This is a genomic window from Glutamicibacter sp. BW78, from assembly GCF_002332245.1.
In the GTDB taxonomy this organism is placed as follows: Bacteria; Actinomycetota; Actinomycetes; order Actinomycetales; family Micrococcaceae; genus Arthrobacter_H; species Arthrobacter_H rhombi_A.
On sequence record NZ_NRGU01000031.1, the window covers coordinates 16670 to 34464 of the forward strand.

At 66.5% G+C, this 17795-nt stretch carries 15 protein-coding genes; 2 read left to right on the forward strand and 13 right to left on the reverse strand.

Going from position 1 to position 17795, the window contains the following annotated elements; all coding sequences use genetic code 11:
• Window positions 1-2 precede the first annotated feature (2 nt).
• From CIK75_RS06795 to CIK75_RS06810, 5 genes are all read right to left on the reverse strand, one after another.
• Window positions 3-1364 carry a folylpolyglutamate synthase/dihydrofolate synthase family protein gene (locus CIK75_RS06795; protein ID WP_086996955.1) on the reverse strand — a complete coding sequence of 454 codons (1362 nt, stop codon included), beginning with the start codon at window positions 1362-1364 and terminating at the stop codon, window positions 3-5.
• A complete protein-coding gene (ileS, locus tag CIK75_RS06800; protein WP_096223418.1) occupies window positions 1365-4622 on the reverse strand; it encodes an isoleucine--tRNA ligase in 3258 nt (1085 codons plus the stop codon). It abuts the gene before it with no gap.
• A 288-nt stretch (window positions 4623-4910) separates the two neighbouring features.
• Window positions 4911-5555, reverse strand: coding sequence for a phosphotransferase (locus tag CIK75_RS06805; protein WP_206745474.1), 645 nt, complete (start codon window positions 5553-5555; stop codon window positions 4911-4913).
• 29 nt (window positions 5556-5584) lie between these two features.
• The gene (locus tag CIK75_RS16225) at window positions 5585-6097 is read right to left on the reverse strand and encodes a hypothetical protein (RefSeq protein WP_158225911.1); all 513 of its coding nucleotides are present in this window, start codon (window positions 6095-6097) and stop codon (window positions 5585-5587) included.
• A gap of 50 nt (window positions 6098-6147) precedes the next feature.
• Entirely contained in the window at window positions 6148-7773 is a 1626-nt protein-coding gene (locus CIK75_RS06810; RefSeq protein WP_096223420.1) for an amidohydrolase, read from the reverse strand.
• Window positions 7774-7854: 81 nt separating this feature from the next.
• Here CIK75_RS06810 and CIK75_RS06815 point away from each other — a divergent pair, with 81 nt between their 5' ends.
• The gene (locus CIK75_RS06815; protein ID WP_096223421.1) at window positions 7855-8682 is read left to right on the forward strand and encodes a hydrolase; all 828 of its coding nucleotides are present in this window, start codon (window positions 7855-7857) and stop codon (window positions 8680-8682) included.
• Between the two features lie 29 nt (window positions 8683-8711).
• On the opposite strand, the gene CIK75_RS06820 is transcribed toward CIK75_RS06815, so the two are convergent.
• Entirely contained in the window at window positions 8712-9395 is a 684-nt protein-coding gene (locus tag CIK75_RS06820) for a hypothetical protein (protein WP_096223422.1), read from the reverse strand.
• A 108-nt stretch (window positions 9396-9503) separates the two neighbouring features.
• Here CIK75_RS06820 and CIK75_RS06825 point away from each other — a divergent pair, with 108 nt between their 5' ends.
• A complete protein-coding gene (locus CIK75_RS06825) occupies window positions 9504-9857 on the forward strand; it encodes a hypothetical protein (RefSeq protein WP_086996971.1) in 354 nt (117 codons plus the stop codon).
• A 10-nt stretch (window positions 9858-9867) separates the two neighbouring features.
• On the opposite strand, the gene CIK75_RS06830 is transcribed toward CIK75_RS06825, so the two are convergent.
• From CIK75_RS06830 to cysD, 7 genes are read right to left on the reverse strand one after another with little or no spacing between them, the layout of a single operon-like run.
• Window positions 9868-11379, reverse strand: coding sequence for an FAD-dependent oxidoreductase (locus CIK75_RS06830; protein WP_096223423.1), 1512 nt, complete (start codon window positions 11377-11379; stop codon window positions 9868-9870).
• A 17-nt stretch (window positions 11380-11396) separates the two neighbouring features.
• A complete protein-coding gene (cobA, locus tag CIK75_RS06835) occupies window positions 11397-12653 on the reverse strand; it encodes a uroporphyrinogen-III C-methyltransferase (protein WP_096223424.1) in 1257 nt (418 codons plus the stop codon).
• Window positions 12650-13555 carry an ABC transporter permease gene (locus tag CIK75_RS06840; protein WP_096223425.1) on the reverse strand — a complete coding sequence of 302 codons (906 nt, stop codon included), beginning with the start codon at window positions 13553-13555 and terminating at the stop codon, window positions 12650-12652. The genes cobA and CIK75_RS06840 overlap by 4 nt, the downstream gene beginning before the upstream one ends.
• On the reverse strand, window positions 13542-14369 hold the full coding sequence (locus CIK75_RS06845) for an ABC transporter ATP-binding protein (protein WP_096223426.1): 828 nt from the start codon (window positions 14367-14369) through the stop codon (window positions 13542-13544). The genes CIK75_RS06840 and CIK75_RS06845 overlap by 14 nt, the downstream gene beginning before the upstream one ends.
• Window positions 14366-15469, reverse strand: coding sequence for an ABC transporter substrate-binding protein (locus CIK75_RS06850; protein ID WP_096223427.1), 1104 nt, complete (start codon window positions 15467-15469; stop codon window positions 14366-14368). The genes CIK75_RS06845 and CIK75_RS06850 overlap by 4 nt, the downstream gene beginning before the upstream one ends.
• Window positions 15466-16806: a GTP-binding protein gene (locus CIK75_RS06855; RefSeq protein WP_086998239.1), complete on the reverse strand. Its 1341-nt coding sequence runs from the start codon at window positions 16804-16806 to the stop codon at window positions 15466-15468. The genes CIK75_RS06850 and CIK75_RS06855 overlap by 4 nt, the downstream gene beginning before the upstream one ends.
• Window positions 16806-17768 (reverse strand): sulfate adenylyltransferase subunit CysD, encoded by a 963-nt coding sequence (gene cysD / locus CIK75_RS06860; protein ID WP_096223428.1) that lies wholly within the window; start codon window positions 17766-17768, stop codon window positions 16806-16808. The genes CIK75_RS06855 and cysD overlap by 1 nt, the downstream gene beginning before the upstream one ends.
• Window positions 17769-17795: the final 27 nt, after the last annotated feature.

Genomic DNA, 17795 nt, shown 5'->3' on the forward strand with positions numbered 1-17795 from the left:
GCTTACTTTCCTAACAGGGTGCGTGCTTCGCCCACGACGGTAATCGATCCGGTGATCAGGACGCCACCGGTGAGGTCCTCGGTGGCTTCGGCGTGGCCGATCGCCCATTCCAAGGCATCGTCGAGACGATCGCTGACGTGGATGTCCTGGTCATTGAACCCGGCCTTCAAGGCCAGTTCGCCCAGTTCGGCGGCCGGGATGGACCGGGGGGACGTGGACTGGGTGAGGCAGATGCCGTGGACGAGGTCCCCGTACTGGACGTACAGCTCATCGAGCATCGCCCGTGCATCTTTTTCCTGCAGGATCCCCACGACGAGTACGAGGGCACTGAAATCGAAGGCCTCCTTCACCGCCTGTGCCGAGACGGCCAGACCCGCGGGGTTATGTCCGGCGTCGACCAGGACGGTGGGGGCCGAGCGCACCAGTTCGAGCCGGCCGGGGCTGGACACATTGGCGAACGCCATCCGGACCAGGTCTTCCTCCAGTGCCTGCTCCCCGCCGCCGAGGAAGGCCTCCATCGCGGCCACTGCCACGGCCGCGTTCTGGCCCTGATGGGCTCCGTGTAGGGGCAGGGCCAGATCTTCATACCGTCCGGCAATGCCCTGGATGGTCAGTGCCTGTCCGCCGACGGCCAGCCGGCGGGACTCCACACCAAATTCCACGCCTTCGAAACGGAAGGGGACCTCGAGTTCGCGGGCCCTTTCAAGCAGCACCTGGGCCGCCTCGGGTTCCTGGGCCGAGGAGATCAGGAAGCCGCCGGGCTTGATGATGCCGGCCTTTTCCAGGGCGATGTCGTGGACGGTGTCCCCGAGCAGGTCGGTGTGGTCCAGGGAAATCGGGGTCACCACCGAAACCTGTCCGTCGCCGACATTGGTGGCATCGGTGATGCCCCCCAGGCCCACCTCGATCACGGCGACGTCCACGGGTGCGTCGGCGAAGACCGCGAAGCACAGGATCGTCAATGCTTCGAAGTAGGTCAGCGGGTTCTCCCCCGCCTCCTCCAGTTCGGCGTCGACGATGGCCAAAAACGGGCGGATTTCATCCCAATTACGGACGAAGTCCTCATCGGAAACCGGTTCCCCGTCGATGCTGATGCGTTCGGTCACACTGGCCAGATGCGGGCTGGTGTACCTGCCGACCCGCAGGTCGTGGGCGAGGACCAGTTGTTCGATGATCCGTGCGGTGGAGGTTTTACCGTTGGTTCCGGTGAGATGGATGATCGGCATGGCCCTGTTGGGCTCGCCGAGGACCTCCATGGCCCGGAACATCGGTTCCATCCGTGGTTCCATCTTATTTTCGGGCGCGCGGCCCAACAGCTCGGCATAGACGCTTTGGACCGAGAACTCGTCATGGTCGGGGCTCATTCAGGCAACCGTCCGTTCTACCGAGATGGTGGTGTCGACATCGCCGGGGATCAGTTCCAGATCGATGGTCAAGGTTTCGTGCTTGACCAGTTCGGCGTTGGCGTGCAGGGCATCGATGATGTCCTGCGGGGCATTGATGGTGGTCAGGATCCTGTCGCTGACGTGCAGGTCAGCATCCTTACGGGCCTGCTGGATCGAACGCACCATATCGCGGGCGGTGCCTTCGGCCTCCAGTTCGGCGGTGACGTCGGTGTTCAGGACCACGAAACCACCGCCGGGGAGCATCGAGACGGCGGTGGATCCGCCGTCGTCCCCGTCGGCGACCACCGTTTCCAGGGTGTATTCCCCTTCTTCAAGCGCCAGCCCACCCGAGGTGACGACGCCGTCGGTGAGCGACCAGTTGCCCGTTTTGGAGCCCTTGATCGCTACCTGGACGTTCTTGCCCAGCCGGGGTCCTGCGGCCCGGGCGTTCACGACGAGTTTTTGTTCGATCCCGAATTCCTCCGGGGAGGCGTCGGCGGCGTCGACCAGCCGGACATGGCGCAGGTTCAGTTCGTCGGCGATGACCTCGGTTCCGGATTCCAGCTCGGAGGAGGCGGGAACGACCACGGTGAGTTCCTGCAGCGGCAGGCGCACCCGCAGTTTGGCTGCCTTGCGCAGGCTCGAACCGGTTGAGCAGACTTGCCGGATCCTGTCCATGCGGGCGACGAGCTCGGGATTGGCGGCGAAGGTGCCGGTTTCGGGCCAGTCGGTCAGGTGGACCGAACGCCCACCGGTGAGACCACGCCAGATCTCCTCGGTCACCAACGGCAGCAGCGGGGCGGCCACCCGGCAGAGGGCTTCGAGCGCGGTGTGCAGGGCGTCGAAGGCATCGGTATCTTCGGCGAAGAAGCGGTCGCGGCTACGCCTGACATACCAGTTGGTGAGCATATCCAGGTAGGACCTCAAGGCGTCGCAGGCCCCTGAGACGTCGTAGGCGTCCAGACGGGTGCCGATCTCGGAGACGAGGTCCCCCGTATTGGCCAACAGGTACTGATCCAGGGTGTCGGTGTACCCGTCATGGCGCAGCTTCGCCTCATAGCCGGCCCCGGAGTTCGCGGAGTTGGTGTAGAGGGTGAAGAAGCTGTAGACATTCCACAGCGGGAGGATGACCTGGCGGACTCCGTCACGGATGCCTTGTTCGGTGACCACGAGGTTGCCACCGCGCAGGATGGGGCTGGACATCAGGAACCAGCGCATCGCGTCGGAACCGTCACGGTCCAGGACCTCGTTGACGTCGGGGAAGTTATGCAACGACTTGGACATTTTTTGTCCGTCAGAGCCCAGCACGATCCCGTGGCTGATGACGTTGCGGAAGGCCGGGCGGTCGAAGAGCGCGGTGGAGAGCACGTGGAGCATGTAGAACCAGCCGCGGGTCTGTCCGATGTATTCGACGATGAAATCCGCGGGGTGGTGGGTGGAGAACCAGTCCTTATTCTCGAACGGGTAGTGCACCTGCCCATAGGGCATGGAGCCGGAGTCGAACCAGACGTCCAGGACGTCCTCGACCCGGCGCATGGTGGAGGCCCCGGTGGGGTCGTCCGGGTTGGGCCGGGTGAGTTCGTCGATGAACGGGCGGTGCAGGTCGACCTCGCCCTCGTGGTTCAACGGCAGGCGACCGAAGGCCTCCTCCATTTCGGCCAGCGAACCGTAGACATCGGTGCGTGGGTAGTCGGGGTTATCCGAAACCCAGACGGGGATCGGGCTGCCCCAGTAGCGGTTGCGGGAGATCGACCAGTCGCGGGCGTTCTCCAGCCATTTGCCGAACTGGCCGTCCTTCACATTGGAAGGGATCCAGTTGATGTCCTGGTTCAGTTCGCTCATCCGGGCCTTGATCTTGGTGACCTCGACGTACCAGGAGGAGATGGCCCGGTAGATCAGCGGGGTCCGGCAACGCCAGCAATGCGGGTAGGAGTGCACATAGCTGGCCTGGCGGACCAACCGACCGGAAGACTTCAGGTCGGAAATGATGGCCTTATTCGCGTCGAAGACCTGCACGCCGGCGATCTGGGACAGCGGGCCCTGGGCGAAGAGCGGCAGGAACTTGGCGCCCTCATCAACCGAGAGCACGACGGGGATTCCGTTGGCCTCGCAGATTTTCTGGTCCTCTTCGCCATAGGCGGGGGCCTGGTGGACGATGCCGGTGCCGTCGGTGGTGGTGACGTAGTCGGCGACCAGGATCCGCCAAGATTTCGCGGTGCCGTAGGTCTCGTCATCGGCGAAATAATCCCAGAGCCGCTCGTATTCCAGCCCCTCCAATTCGGACCCCTGGTAGGTGGCGGTGACTGCTTCGGCCGCGGCAGCAGCGTCGTCGTACCCGAGGTCCTTGGCGTAGGCGCCGAGCAGGTCCGAGGCCAGCATGAAGGACTCCCCCGCCGCGCTGGTTCCTGCGGGGCCCGCGGGAACGACGACGTAGTAGACGTCGGGTCCCACGGCGAGAGCCTGGTTGGTGGGCAGTGTCCACGGCGTGGTGGTCCAGGCGATCGCCTGGGTGCCGGCCAGCTGCTGGGAGATCTTGCTTTCCCCGGCCAGGATGCCGAAGGTGACCGTGACGGTCTGGTCCTGGCGGTCCTTATAGACGTCTTCGTCCATGCGCAGCTCGTGGTTGGACAGCGGCGTCTCGTCCTTCCAGCAATACGGCAGCACCCGGTAGCCGTTATAGGTCAGGCCCTGGGTGTGCAGCTGCTTGAAGGCCCAGAGGACCGATTCCATGTAGTCGACGTTCAGCGTCTTATAGTCGTTGTCGAAGTCTACCCAGCGGGCCTGCCGAGTGACATATTCCTGCCATTCACCGGCGTACTTCATCACCGAGGAACGGCAGGCGTCGTTGAACTTGTCGATGCCCATGGCCTCGATCTGCTGCTTATCCGTCATCCCGAGCTGCTTCATCGCCTCGAGTTCGGCGGGCAGTCCGTGGGTATCCCAGCCGAAGCGGCGTTCCACACGCTTGCCGCGCTGGGTCTGGTAGCGCGCGACGAGGTCCTTGACGTAGCCGGTGAGTAGGTGTCCGTAGTGCGGCAAGCCGTTGGCGAAGGGAGGGCCGTCATAGAAGACGAATTCGTTGGCCCCGTCAACCCCTGCGGGTCGGGCGTCGATGGAGGCCTGAAAGGTCTGGTCGTCTTCCCAGTACTTCAGCACGCGTTCCTCGATCTCGGGGAACCGCGGCGAGGCGGGCGTGACGTTCTGCGGATCGGTGGAGGCCTTGGGGTACAAACTCATCAGCGGCAGTCCTGGCATCGGTTCGACGTTGTCTGACAACGTCTGGTGTTCTCGATGCGGGGACGATTCCCGGCATTCGGTTGCCGGTTCTCGCGGTACCACCCCGCTTGTCCGCGGGCCCACCTGACAGGAGGGCCGCGCGAACCGCTCGCACTGGGCTTTCACGCGCCCAACCGCCCGGTTCTACTGGGTCTGCACGGGGGCTGACCGTTCTTCCGGAAGCTCACCGGTGATGGCCGGGTCGTTGCTGGTGCCTCCAGTCTAGCGGATACCAGGGCGGTGGTGCGCTCATGCTGCGGGCCGGCGCTCCCCGTCCACGAGAAGGTTGGCCGGGATCAGATCGCCATGGCTCATGACGTCTTCACCGCCAGCCGGAAGTTCACGGAATGAGCCCCACATCAAGCGCAGACGGGCAACGTCGAGCAGGCTCTCGCTTTTTTCGAAGCAGTGCTCCATCCAGCCGTCGTGATCGGGGAGGTCTCCCCCGCGGCCGCCGCCGCTGAAGGTACGGCCGTGTCTGTCGGTTTTCCGCAGGGCCAGGATGAGTCTGACGAGATCGTCGGCGAACCGAATCGAGCCCGCAAGGCCGGAGGGAGTCGCGACGCTACCGGGAATCCACGTTTGGAGCGTCCACGGCAGGGGGTAGGAATCGCCGCGCCGGCCCAGGCCGACGCAGGTTGGTGTGGGAACAGGGCTGTGCCCCGCGAGCTCGCTCATGGCACCGGCTTCGGCACGCAGGGATTCGGCCAGCTCGTCCGGGTCGGTGCGGCGGAGCGGAAAGCGTGCAGCCAACAGATCGCCGACGCGGAAGATGGCATTGACGGTTCCCGTGCTTGGAAGATAGCTGACGGGTTCCCGCATCAGGTGTGGAAACTGTTGACGGATCAAGGACTGGACCGTGGGAACGTCAATCGCGATCTGGTCGTGGTGCACAGGTCCTTCTTTGTCTGGGCTGGCCGGCTTCAATGGAGGAAGACCTTCAACCCGACGACCAGCAGCCCCAGAAGTGCCGTGCACCCGGAAACCATGAGACGAGTCCATACGGTGGGGGCCCAGCGCAGCGACGACAGATATCCCACCACGGCGAGCAGGAAGACGTTGACCCATAGTGCCGTCCACAGGACCACCTCGTCGCTGAGCACCCCGAGGACACCCAGCAACAGGATGCCCAGTGGGATGACGGCCGCCAAGAGCAACCCCACCGAATGGCGCCAGGCATGGGCGATCTCGCCGCGAAAAGTTGCCTGGCCCGGTTCGCTCTGGTTCAGGTGCGCTACGGCGACAGCGAAGAGATGGGCCGCCCAGAAGACGACGACCGTGCCGAGCACCTTGAAGAAATTCTCCGCCGACGTGTTGGCATAACGGCCCATCACGATCAGCATGGCGGAGACCACGATGAGCCCATACACCGCCGATTCGAAGGAGGACCCTGGACGCCGGGTCCAGGATCCACTGCCCCCGGGGTTCTTCCTCATGCCCTCAGTATCCCGAAGAACCCCACTCCGGACCACAGGCTCGGCGAATCCTACGCGAATCGCACGATCCCGCCCCGGCGGGTTTGTGCGACGGCGATGTCCTGGATCCGTGTGGGATCCACCGCCGTCGGATCCTCTTCAAGCAACACCAGATCCGCGTACTTCCCCGTTTCGATCGATCCGGTCACGTCATCGGCCCGGCATTGCCAGGCGGCGTCGATGGTCACGGCCCGCAGGGCTGCTTCAACACTGATGCGCTCGTCCGGGTTCAGGACCCCGCCTCCTTCGGCCATGATCCGGGTGACCGCATCCTGCACGTAGCGCAGCGGCTCAAGTGGGGTGACGTTCCAATCGCTGTGCAGCGAGATGCGCAGGCCACCGGCCAGCGCCGAGGCGCAGGGGTCGTAGAAGTTGGTGCGTTCGGGGCCCAGCAACCGTTCGCGGAACGCCTGGCCCCACCATCTGACATGTCCGATGAGAAACGATGGTGAAACCCCTGCTGCCGCCATGCGGGCAATATGTTCCGGACGGGTGAGGCTGCAGTGTTCGATCCGGTGCCGGTGGTCGCTCCGCGGGTGGGCGGCCAGCGCTTGTTCGAAGGCGTCCAGGGTCGTGTCGATGGCCGCGTCCCCGTTGGCGTGGACGCCGATCTGCCAACCGTCACGGTGGGCCCGGGACACCACGGCCGCCAGTTCCGCGGGCGAATGGTTCAGGGCCCCTCGGCTGCTCTTGCCGAGATAGGGTTCGCGTTGGAATCCGGTGCCTGCCTGGTTGGACCCATCCGACCACGCCTTGATGCCGTCAACCCGGAACAGGTCGTCCCCGTCGCCCGGGCGCACTCCCTTGGCCATCCAGTCGTCATAGCAGCTCGAGACCAGCATGCCCCGATATCTGACGGGTGAATCGGCGTCGAGTACAGTGCGCAGGACGTCCAGATCCGAGGTGCCGTCGATGGAACCGATCCCGCAGTCGTGCAGCAAGGTGACCCCTTGGCCGGCTGCCTGCCACAGCAGCTCGCGAATCCTGCCGGCCAAGCCAGCACCGGTGGCGAAGGGAAGCCCCGCACCGAAGGCGGCCAGGGCCGAGGATTCTTCCAGCCGGCCGGTGGGCTCACCCTGGGCATCGCGGGTATAGCGGCCCGCCGGCGGATCCGGGGTATGCCGGTCGATACCGGCCCGGGCCAGGGCGGCGGAGTTGACGTAGGCGATATGCCCGTTGCTTTCCAACACCAGCGCCGGAGCGTGCGGGACCAGGCGGTCCAAAACATAGCGGTCCAGCACCGGGTGGCCGGCGGTGATGCTCGGATCAAATTGCTGCGCCAGAACCCAGCCCGTCGAGGCAGGGACGGCCTGGCGCAGAGCGGTGAAGACCTCGTCCGCCGTGGGACGAGTCATGGGGCTGATATCGGTCCAGTCGGCCAACTGCACCATGGAGGAATGCATATGGGGGTCGATCAATCCCGGCAGCAACGCCCTGCCCTCCAGGTCGATCTGCTCGGTCCCGGCACCGATCAGCCCAGAGAGCTCCTCGGTGGAACCCACTGCGAGGATAAGCCCATCACGGACTGCCACTGCTTGGGCTCGCGGCTTCCGCGCGTCCATGGTCAGAATTGGCCCGCCGGAGAAAAACTGGTCGGCTGGCTGGTTGATGGTCTGCGAAAGGCTGGGTTCGGACATGTCCCCGATGATAGTCCGGCCTCGGATTCCGCCCGGCGACCCCTTGACGTGTCACCGGTCGAGCACCGAAGAATGGTGTCCATGACCATCTGGATCTGTGCAACCTGCGGCATCGAGCATCCCGACACCGAGGCCCCGCCGTCGTCCTGCGCCATCTGTCTGGACGCGAGGCAATATGTACCGGCCACCGGGCAGCGGTGGACCCACCAGCTGAAGCTCTCGGCCGACGGCCACCGGATGCACGTCGAACCGCTTGAACCGGGGTTGCACGGGTTGTCCGTGTCCCCACGGTTGGCGATCGGCCAGCGGGGGCTGCTGGTGTGTACGAACGAGGGGAACCTGTTGTGGGAGCCGCCCGGGTTTCTCGATGAGGAGACCCTCGCGGCGGTGCAGGAGCGGGGAGGGGTGGATGCCATCTCCGCGAGTCATCCCCATCTGACCGGGGCCTCCATCCAGTGGAGCCATGCCTTCAACCGGGCCCCGGTGTGGGTGGCGTCGGCGGACCGGGCGTGGATTCGCAGGCCCGACCCGGTCATTGAGCTGTGGTCGGGGGTGCATGAGGTGCTCCCAGGATTGACAATGATCCAATGCGGCGGCCATTTCGCGGGCAGTTCGGTCGTCCATTGGGCTACGGGGGCCGCTGGGAAGGGCACCATGCTCAGCGGGGACACGATCCAGATCGGCGCCGACCGGGCCTCGGTGAGCGCCATGCGCAGTTATCCGAACAACATTCCGCTGCCGGCCCGTTCCATCCGCCGGATCCTGGAGGCCACCACGGCCTATGACTATGACCGGATTTACAGTGCCTTCGCCGTCATCGAGCAGGGGGCCAAACCGGTGGTGGAGTCCTCACTGTCCAGGTACATGGATTGGGTTCAGGGCAACGTCCCGGATGAACCGGACCGGTAGCCCGACGGACCCTGACCGCGCAGGGACCGCTATTTGCGCGAAATAACGTCCCCGCTGTTCACGATCACGAACTCGTGGTCCTCCGTGAGCAGGTTGAGGTAGCCCGAATCGACGCTGAGCACGTAGGCGGTCAGCGGACCGCCGGTGGTTTCGATGTGCTCCAACGGAACCCAGGGGGTCTGGACAAAAGCGGCCACCAGGAGCAGGGAGATCCCGGACACCCACCCCACGCTCGCCATGGCCTTGGCAAAGGCCCGGCGCACCGGGTTCTTCGAGGAAAGCATCCGGATCAAGGCAAAGAGCCCGAAGACGGCGGCCACGGCGACGGGAAGCCACCAGACCTCGAAGGATACGGTCAGCGCTGCCAGCGTCACCAACGCCAGCGTGGTGGCGAAGAGCACCACCGGTCGCCGGCCCAGCGGGGACCACACATAGGTGGCCAGCAATAAGGGCAGGATCACGATCATCAGGTAGGTCACCAGCAGGTGGCCTGCCATCAGCGAACCGAACAGCAGTGCCAGACCATCGCTCAAACCCAGCGTCGTGCTGACTGCAAAGGCCGTGTCCCAGTCGTAGCCGGAGACGGCGAAGATGCGCAGGATCAAAAAGACGAAGCCGCCGGCGGCTGCCGGGGCGACGGTTCCTGCGTACCGGTGGGCAATCTCTGCCGGCCGTGACTCGTCCAGGGGCGGCTTCGGGGTTACGGCGGTCATGCCTTGAGGCTACTTCTCCCCCGCGGGACCGGCCGTGGGGCCGCGCCGCTGGGCGGGGTTTCCGTCGCGGCCATTTCCCCCGCTCTGCCGCCCCGCTAGGGTGGCTGCATGAGTGAAGACGTGGTGTTTCCGCATACGAGGGAATCCGACAACGAGAAATTGGGCTACCTGAAGATGACGGAAGAGGGATTCGTGCCTATCGACCTGTTGTGGAACGAACTCGAGGCGGCCATGGAGCTGACCGCGGCCGAGGCCCGCCTCGAGGAGCCGGGCCTGGGGTATCTGGCCGAGGACTGGTGGTTGGATGTCGACAACCAGGCCGAACGGGTCAAGGTCAGCATCCGGGAGGTGTCGATGGAGCGGGTCGTGGTGGCCAATGCCGACTTCGATTATCCCGAAGACATCGGCTTCGAGTTCGTCCTGGCCAATCCCACGCCGCGGCTCCATCCCGCCTCCTCCTAGCCGGGCGATCTTAGACAGAGGCCCCCACGTCACTGCCCTGGCGCTCGCCGGTGGAGGCTTCGACCATGGCCCCGCGGTCGACGACCTTGATGCGTTCACGGGCCGCCGGCCCCGCCGCCGTGACGACGGGTTCGGCGGCCTCCCCCAGTGCCCGTTCATGGGCATCGAGGGCGATCCATCCGGCCCAGTCAGTGAATTCCACTCCACGGGCGGCGAGCAGTCGGGGCACCTCCGCGGGCTCCGGGACGACGGCGGTCGGAAGGTTGTCGAGGTCCTGAAGCAGGAGCGTGATGGTTTCCAGGGCATCTCCCTTGGTATGGCCGATCAGGCCCACCGGACCGCGCTTGATCCACCCGGTGGCATACAGTCCGGAAACGTGGCCTCCTGCCTCGTCGAGGACCCGTCCCCCGGCGTTGGGGATGACCCCGTTGCTGCCGTCATAAGCCAGGTCGGGCAGGGCGGAGCCGAAGTAGCCGATGGCCCGGTAGACGGCCTGGACGTCGTAGTCCACGATGTCCCCGGTCCCGCGCACGTTTCCGGTGCCATCGAGTTCCTGGCGTTCGAATCGGATGCCTTCGACGGCCCCGTTGTTTCCGGTGATCTCCACCGGGGCGTGCAGGAAGTGCAGATGCAGCCGCCGCGAGGCAGGGGTCCGGGTACCGGCTTCCTCGGCCTCTTCACGGTCTTCCTGCTCGATGAGCCAGTTGGTGAGGGTGTTGACCATGGTCTTGGCCTGGTTGTTGGTTTTGATCGTCTCGTCGGAGGCGGCATCGAATTCGAAGTCCTCCGGGTAGAGGACGATGTCCACGTCGCGAGAATGCGAGAGTTCGCGCAACTCCAACGGGGTGAACTTCACCTGGGCGGGGCCGCGACGGCCAAAGATATGGACATCGGTCACGGGGGAGGCCGCCAGGCCCGCATGGACGTTATCCGGGATCTCGGTGACCAGCAGGTCTTCGGGATGTTTGGAGAGCATCCGGGCGACGTCCAGGGCGACGTTCCCGTTGCCGATGACCGCGATCTGCCGCGCGTTCAGGGGCCAGGTCCGCGGGACGTCGGGGTGTCCGTCGTACCAGGAGACGAAGTCCGCGGCCCCGTAGGCGCCGTCGAGTTCCATGCCGGGGATGTTCAGGTCGGCGTCCTGGATGGCCCCGGTGGCGAAGATGACCGCGTCGTAGTGGGTGCGCAGGTCCGCCAGCGTCAGATCGGTGCCGTATTCCACGTTACCGAAGAAGCGGATGTCCCCGCGGTCCAGGACCTTATGCAGCGCCTTGACGATGCCTTTGATCCGCGGGTGGTCCGGCGCGACACCGTAGCGGATCAGTCCGTAGGGGGCCGGGTACCTGTCGAAGAGGTCGATGGAGACTCTCAGGGCCCCGGAGGTCACCGGCACGCTTTTGGTCAGCAGATCGGCGGCGTAGACGCCGGCCGGGCCGGCGCCGATGATCGCGACCCGGAGTTCCCTGGGGTCCGTGGGGTGGAGCGGGGTCGGTGTGGGGTGGGTCAGGTGGTCGTGGGTCATGGTTCTCCTCGGGTGGTTCAGACGGTCAGGCGGGCCGTGGGTGCTGGAATGGCAGCCAGGTCAGGGGTGTAGGTGCTCAGGCGGACGACGTCGCCGACGATGATGACCGCCGGGTTGGCCACGCGGCGTTCGGCGGCTTGGGCGGTGATCGTGGCCAGGGTGCCGATGGTGACGCGTTGGTCTGCGGTCCACCCGCTTTCGATGATGGCCACCGGGGTGTCGGGCTCCAGTCCCCGTTGGCGGAGGGTGGCCACCGAGGTCGCGAGCCGGCGGACCCCCATGAGCAGCACGAGCGTGTGGTCGCTGCGGGCCGGCAGGTCGGCCAGTTCGTCGTGGCCGGTGGCGACGGTGAATCCGGCGGCGACCCCGCGATGGGTCACCGGGATCCCGGCGGCTGCAGGCACCGACAGGGCACTGGTGACCCCGGGAACGATCTCCACGTCCAGACCGTGGGCCCGGCAGTGCTCTGCTTCCTCTCCCCCGCGCCCGAAGACGAAGGGGTCTCCTCCCTTGAGCCGGACCACCAGGTTCCCGGCCCGGGCCTCGGTGACCAAGAGGTTGTTGATCTGGTCCTGGGTGGCGGTGTGCGCTCCGGGGGCCTTGCCGACCTCGATGACCCTGACGTCCGGGCCGAGCTCCTCGAGTAGGGAGCGCGGTCCCAGCCGGTCGGCGACGACGACGTCGGCTTCGGCCAGCAGCTGGCGTCCGCGCAGGGTGATCAGCCCGCTCTCCCCCGGACCGCCGCCGACCAGCGCCACCCGCCCGGCCGGCGTCGTGCTCCGGCCTTTTGGGGCGCGGGGGCGGAAGCGGCGCCACGGTAAAAACCCCGATTGGGCGGCCAGACGGATGGCGTTGCGGATCCCCACGGCCCGCCGCGGATCTCCCCCGCTGTTCACGGCCACCACGACATCGTCGATGCGGGCCACCGCGGGTGTCCAGACCGACGAGCTGCGGTGGTTCGAGGCGTTGACGCACCAGATCCGTGCCCTCTCGGCGTCGGAGGCCACTGCGGAGTCCACCGAGGGGTTGCCCGTGGCCGTGTGCACGAACCAGGTGTCCTTGAGATCGCTGACCCGGTAGTGGCGGGGTTGCCAGTCGATGAGTCCTGCGGCGTGGAGCTGGCGGATCTTCGGCACGGCATCGGGGGCGACCACGGTCATCCGGGCCCCGGCGTCGAGCAGTGCCCGCAACCGTCGTTCGCTCACGGGTCCGGCGCCGACGAGGAGGACGCGGCGTCCGAGCAGTCGCAATGAGGTGGGATACAGGTCGTTCATTTCGCTCCTGGGGTCAGTAGGCCACGGCGTTGCAGCACCCGGCGTTGGATCGGTGAAAAAACGAGGAGTTCGACGACGATGCCCACGCTGAGGATGACCAGGATCGCGGCCATGACCAGCGGCATGCTGGACAGGTCGCGCCCTTGTTGGAGCATCGACCCGAGTCCGAAACCGATGCTCCCGCCCACGGCGATGATCTCGGCGGCCATGAGCGAACGCCACGAGAACGCCCACCCCTGTTTCAGCCCGCCCAGATAGGCAGGCAGCGCGGCCGGCAGGGTGATCAGCAGGGTCTGTTGTCGTCGGGTGGCGCCGAGTACGGTGCCCACCGATCCGTAGTGCGGGGGGATCTGGTCGATCCCCGTGAGCAGCCCGTTCACGATCGAGGGTGTCGCCCCCATGAGGACCACGAAGTACACGGTGGCGTCGGTGAGGCCGAACCAGATGATGGCCGCCGGCACCCAGGCGACCGACGGCAGGACCTGCAGCCCGGACACCAGGGGTCCGAGGGCGGCACGCAGTGTGCCCGACTGGGCGAGCAGCAGGGCCAGCGGGGTCGCTATCAGCACGCTGATGGCGAAACCCGTGACCCCGCGGCCCAGCGAGGTGGCCACCGCTTGCTGGAGGGTTCCCTCGCTGAGGGCTTCACCGATGCCGGTGGCGACGGCTCCCGGTCCGGGGAACAGGTCGGTACGTTTGAGGCCGGTCCAGGACAGGATCTGCCAGAGGCACATGAGGGCAAGTAGGGCCGCTGCCGGCAGCAGGACGGTCCTGAGGTCACGCCGGGTGACCGGTGTTGGCCGCTGCAGCCGGTCCAGTCCTGCCTCCACGGCGGTGGGTTCGGCTGGTTCGTCGGGGCGACGCTCTGCGGCGGGGCGTTCCACGATGTCAGGGGTGGGCATGGCCGCTGATCTCCTGTCGTAGCTGCCGGGTGATCCGTTCGGTCAGTGCTGCGGTCGTCGCCGGGTTCCGGCGTACCTCGGGGCCCACCTGCCATTGCCGGGCGATCCTGCCGGGCTTCGAGGAGAGCAGGATGACGCGCTGGCCCAGCCGGATGGCCTCACGGACGTTGTGGGTCACGAAGACAATGGTCCTACCGGTGGATCGCCACACGCGTTCGAGTTCCTCGTGCAGCAGGTCACGGGTGATGGCGTCCAACGCTCCGAAAGGTTCATCCATGAGCAGCAGTTCACGGTCCTGGGCCAGGGCCCGCGCCAGGGCGGTACGTTGGCGCATCCCTCCGGAGAGTTGATGGGGGCGCTGATCGGCTGCCCCGCCGAGGTGGACCAGTTCCAACAGGGTGTCCGCCTTGGGCCGGCGTTCGGCCCGGTGAACCCCGCGCAGCCGGAGCGCCAGTTCCACATTGGCCCGGGCGCTGAGCCAGGGCAGCAGGGAGGCGTCTTGGAACATGAAGGCCGCACCATCGGAGGGGACCTGCACCGTTCCTGCGCTGGGCAGCTCCAGCCCGGCCAGGATCTGCAGCAGTGTTGACTTCCCGCAGCCCGAGGCGCCCAGCAGGCAGACGAACTCACCGCGGGCGATCGTGGTGCTGATGCCGTCCAGGACCGTCGGCCCCGAGGCGTAGGACTTGCTGAGCCCGTCGAGCACCACGCTGGCCGGTGGGTTGGCCGCTGGGCTGTCCGGCGTCGTCGGGTCGGTTCGGGTGTTGGTACTGCTGCTGGTCCCGGGGTCTTCGTCGAGGACGCTGGTGGTCATCGCGTCGTTCCTTTCGCTGGGGTGGTGGCGGGATCGAAAAGACCCTCAAGGCTTCCCTGCGGGGTCACCCCGGCGGCGACCCCCTGTTTCAGGAGCCGGTCAAATGCTCCCGGGAGTGGGTCGGTGGTGAAATCGGTGGTGCTCAGGGCCCTGGCCAACACCTCATCGGGCAGCCGGGCCCCCGCGGCGTCCTGGAGTCCCGCGTTGATCGTGTCGGCCCGTTCGTCAGCATCCGCCTCGTGTAGCCAGGACACGGCTTCGGCGTTGCCGGCCACCAGAGCGGTGACCGTGTCCGGGTGTTCGGCGGCGAAGACTGCGTCGACCACCAGAACCGTGCTGGGGAATTCACCGGGACCTCCGGTCAGCGACCCATCCCAGAGATCCCGCTCGTCGACCAGGACGTGGGCCCCGGCCTCGAGCACCAGCCGGGAGGCCCACGGTTCCGGAACCCAGGCCCCGTCGATCCTGCCTGCCGTGAAGAGGTCAAAGGCTTGGCTGTTATCGGTGGGGTTGATGTCCACGTCACCCGACCCGTCGGCAGCCACCGCGTACCCCTGCCCGGCCAACCAACTGCGCAGGGCCACGTCTTGGGTCCCTCCCAGTTGCGGGCTGGCCAGGATCGTTCCCCGCAGTTGTTCCGGCGAGGTGATATCGGGCCGCACCACCAGTTGGGCACCACCGGAGGTGGCCCCGGCCACGACGCGCAGGGAGCTTCCGGCACTGGCCGTGAAGGAGCCGATGGCCGGGTTGGGCCCCAGATAGGCGGCATCGATGGCGCCGGCATTCAGGGCTTCGACCGCGGCCGGTCCGGCATTGAAGACCTGGGTGGTCAGTTCGGTCCCTGCCGCGTTCACCTGCCGGGCCAGGAATCCGCGGTGGACACCCACCAGGGCCGGGGCGTGGGTGACATTGCCGAAATATCCCAGCCGCAGCTGCTCCGCAGGATGTCCGCGTCCGGCCTGCGCCGCAGCGGCCGGCGCCGGGAAAGGGGTGGGAACCCACAGGGTGGCCAAGGCGGCGCCCACCAGCAGGGCCAGAGGTACGGTCAAGCCGACCAACCGCCGTCGTCCCCGGCCTCCTCCGGGGTGTCTGGCGTTCATGAGGAGATCACCAGACCGGCGGCCAGGGTGTTTCCCGAGTGCGGATCGATGACCAGCAGTGCCCCGGCCCGACGGTTGGCCGCATAGTCCTCCACCGGCAGATCGGCAGCAACGGTGACGCTTACGCTGCCCAGGTCGTTCAGTTCCAAGCGTGCGGCAGGGACCGTGGCGAAGGTTTCCAGCTCCAGGAGCCCCTCGATGCTGGTGATCAGGGCGCGGACCGTCGCGGTGCCGTGTTTGATGAGCACCTTGGCTCCCGGCTCCAACGGTTCTTGGTCGAGCCAGCACAGGCGGGCAGCAAATTTTCGCTGGGCAGTCGGCACGGTGCCCGAGACGATGGTGTCGCCGCGACCAATATCCACGTCGTCGCTCAACCGCAGTGCGACCGATGCCGGTGCCACGGCCTCGCCTTGTGGCCCGTCGGCGGTGTCGATGCCCGCGATCGTGGTGTCGCGCGGTGGTTGGCCCGAGGACAGGATGCTCACGGTGTCCCCGACCCCGACCCTGCCGGAACTGACCTGTCCGGCATAGGCCCGGTAGTCGCGGTAGTCCTCCGGGGCGAGCCCCGGTGCGAGTGCTCCCTGCGGCCGCAGCACGGTTTGTACGGGGAACCTCAACGGCAGGTCGGTATCGGTGACCTCGTTTTGGGTGGGGAGCGTCTCGAGGAGTTCGAGCAGGGTCGGGCCGGCATACCAGTTCGTGAGTTCGGAAGGCACGGCGATGTTGTCCCCGACCAGAGCCGAAACGGGGACGGCCCGTGCCCCGGTGATCCCCAGCTGCGCGGCGACGGCCAGAACCTCGCGCTCGATGTCCTCGAAGACCTCCCGGTTGTAGTTGACGAGGTCGATCTTATTCACCGCCACGATCACGTGGGCGGTGCGCAGCAGGGCCAGCACGCTCAGATGCCGTCGAGTCTGCTCCAAGACCCCCTTGCGGGCGTCGATGAGGACGACGACGGCGTCAGCGGTGGAGGCCCCGGTGACCGTATTGCGGGTGTACTGCACATGTCCTGGGCAGTCGGCGAGGATGAAACTGCGCCGGTCGGTGGCGAAGTAGCGGTAGGCGACATCGATGGTGATGCCCTGTTCGCGTTCGGCGCGCAACCCGTCGGTGAGCAGGGCCAGATCCAGTCCGCCCGCGGCGCCGCCGAAGCCACGTTCGGTGGAGGTGCGGGCCACCGCGTCGAGTTGGTCGGCGAGGATGGCTTTGGCGTCATGGAGCAACCGGCCGACCAGGGTTGATTTGCCGTCGTCGACGGAGCCGGCGGTGGCGAAACGGAACAGGGTTCCCGCAGCTGCGGTATTGCCGGGGCGCTCTTCGATCACGGTGGTAGTCATTAGAAATAGCCGTCCTTTTTGCGGTCTTCCATGGCCGCCTCGGAGATCCTGTCGTCGGCGCGGGTGGCCCCGCGTTCGGTGAGCGTGGACGCGGCGACTTCGGCGACCACTGCGGAGACCGTATCGGCGTCCGAGAGCACTGCCCCGGTGCAGGACATGTCCCCCACCGTCCGGTATCTGACCGTCCGCCGGACCACGTCCTCCCCCGGGCGTGCCGGGGAAAATTCGCCGACGGCCCGCCACATGCCCTCGCGGTGGAACACCTCGCGTTCGTGGGCGTAGTAGATGCCCGGCAGTTCGATGCCTTCGCGTTCGATGTAGCGCCAGATATCTAGTTCGGTCCAGTTGCTGATGGGAAAGGCGCGCACATGGTGTCCGGGGCGATGCCGCCCGTTATACAGGTTCCACAGTTCCGGCCGCTGGTTGCGGGGGTCCCACTGGCCGAACTCATCGCGCAGGGACAGGATGCGCTCCTTGGCGCGGGCCTTGTCCTCATCCCGGCGTCCGCCGCCGAAGACGGCGTCGAACCGGTGCCCGGCAATGGCCTCCAAAAGCGGCGTGGTTTGCAGCGGGTTGCGGGTCCCGTCGGCGCGTTCGACCAGGTCGCCGGAGTCGATGTAGTCCTGCACGCTGGCGACTTCCAGCCTCAGCCCCAACCGTTGCACGGTCTGGTCCCTGAACGTCAGGACCTCGTCGAAGTTGTGGCCGGTGTCCACGTGCACTAGGGGGAAGGGCACCCTCCCGGGCCAGAAGGCCTTCGCCGCCAGGTGGAGCATGACCACCGAGTCCTTGCCGCCGGAGAAGAGCATGGCCGGGCGGTCGAATTCGGCGACGACTTCGCGGATGATGTGGATGGATTCGGCCTCGAGGGCGTCGAGGACCTGTCGGGGGGATGCCGGGCCGTCCACGGGGACGGATGCGCTGGCATCCTGCGGGGCGGTCACGTCCTGGGTGATGGTCATGGGCTGTTCCTCGCTGTGAGTTCGAAG

Excerpts from the sequence above, each read along its gene's own strand:
- CIK75_RS06840 (WP_096223425.1), bottom strand. The coding sequence starts at position 13,555 with ATGCCCACCCCTGACATCGTGGAACGCCCCGCCGCAGAGCGTCGCCCC.
- CIK75_RS06795 (WP_086996955.1), bottom strand. The coding sequence starts at position 1,364 with ATGAGCCCCGACCATGACGAGTTCTCGGTCCAAAGCGTCTATGCCGAG.
- cysD (WP_096223428.1), bottom strand. The coding sequence starts at position 17,768 with ATGACCATCACCCAGGACGTGACCGCCCCGCAGGATGCCAGCGCATCC.
- CIK75_RS06830 (WP_096223423.1), bottom strand. The coding sequence starts at position 11,379 with ATGACCCACGACCACCTGACCCACCCCACACCGACCCCGCTCCACCCC.
- CIK75_RS16225 (WP_158225911.1), bottom strand. The coding sequence starts at position 6,097 with ATGAGGAAGAACCCCGGGGGCAGTGGATCCTGGACCCGGCGTCCAGGG.
- CIK75_RS06850 (WP_096223427.1), bottom strand. The coding sequence starts at position 15,469 with ATGAACGCCAGACACCCCGGAGGAGGCCGGGGACGACGGCGGTTGGTC.
- CIK75_RS06825 (WP_086996971.1), top strand. The coding sequence starts at position 9,504 with ATGAGTGAAGACGTGGTGTTTCCGCATACGAGGGAATCCGACAACGAG.
- CIK75_RS06810 (WP_096223420.1), bottom strand. The coding sequence starts at position 7,773 with ATGTCCGAACCCAGCCTTTCGCAGACCATCAACCAGCCAGCCGACCAG.
- ileS (WP_096223418.1), bottom strand. The coding sequence starts at position 4,622 with ATGAGTTTGTACCCCAAGGCCTCCACCGATCCGCAGAACGTCACGCCC.
- CIK75_RS06820 (WP_096223422.1), bottom strand. The coding sequence starts at position 9,395 with ATGACCGCCGTAACCCCGAAGCCGCCCCTGGACGAGTCACGGCCGGCA.
- CIK75_RS06845 (WP_096223426.1), bottom strand. The coding sequence starts at position 14,369 with ATGACCACCAGCGTCCTCGACGAAGACCCCGGGACCAGCAGCAGTACC.
- cobA (WP_096223424.1), bottom strand. The coding sequence starts at position 12,653 with ATGAACGACCTGTATCCCACCTCATTGCGACTGCTCGGACGCCGCGTC.
- CIK75_RS06855 (WP_086998239.1), bottom strand. The coding sequence starts at position 16,806 with ATGACTACCACCGTGATCGAAGAGCGCCCCGGCAATACCGCAGCTGCG.
- CIK75_RS06815 (WP_096223421.1), top strand. The coding sequence starts at position 7,855 with ATGACCATCTGGATCTGTGCAACCTGCGGCATCGAGCATCCCGACACC.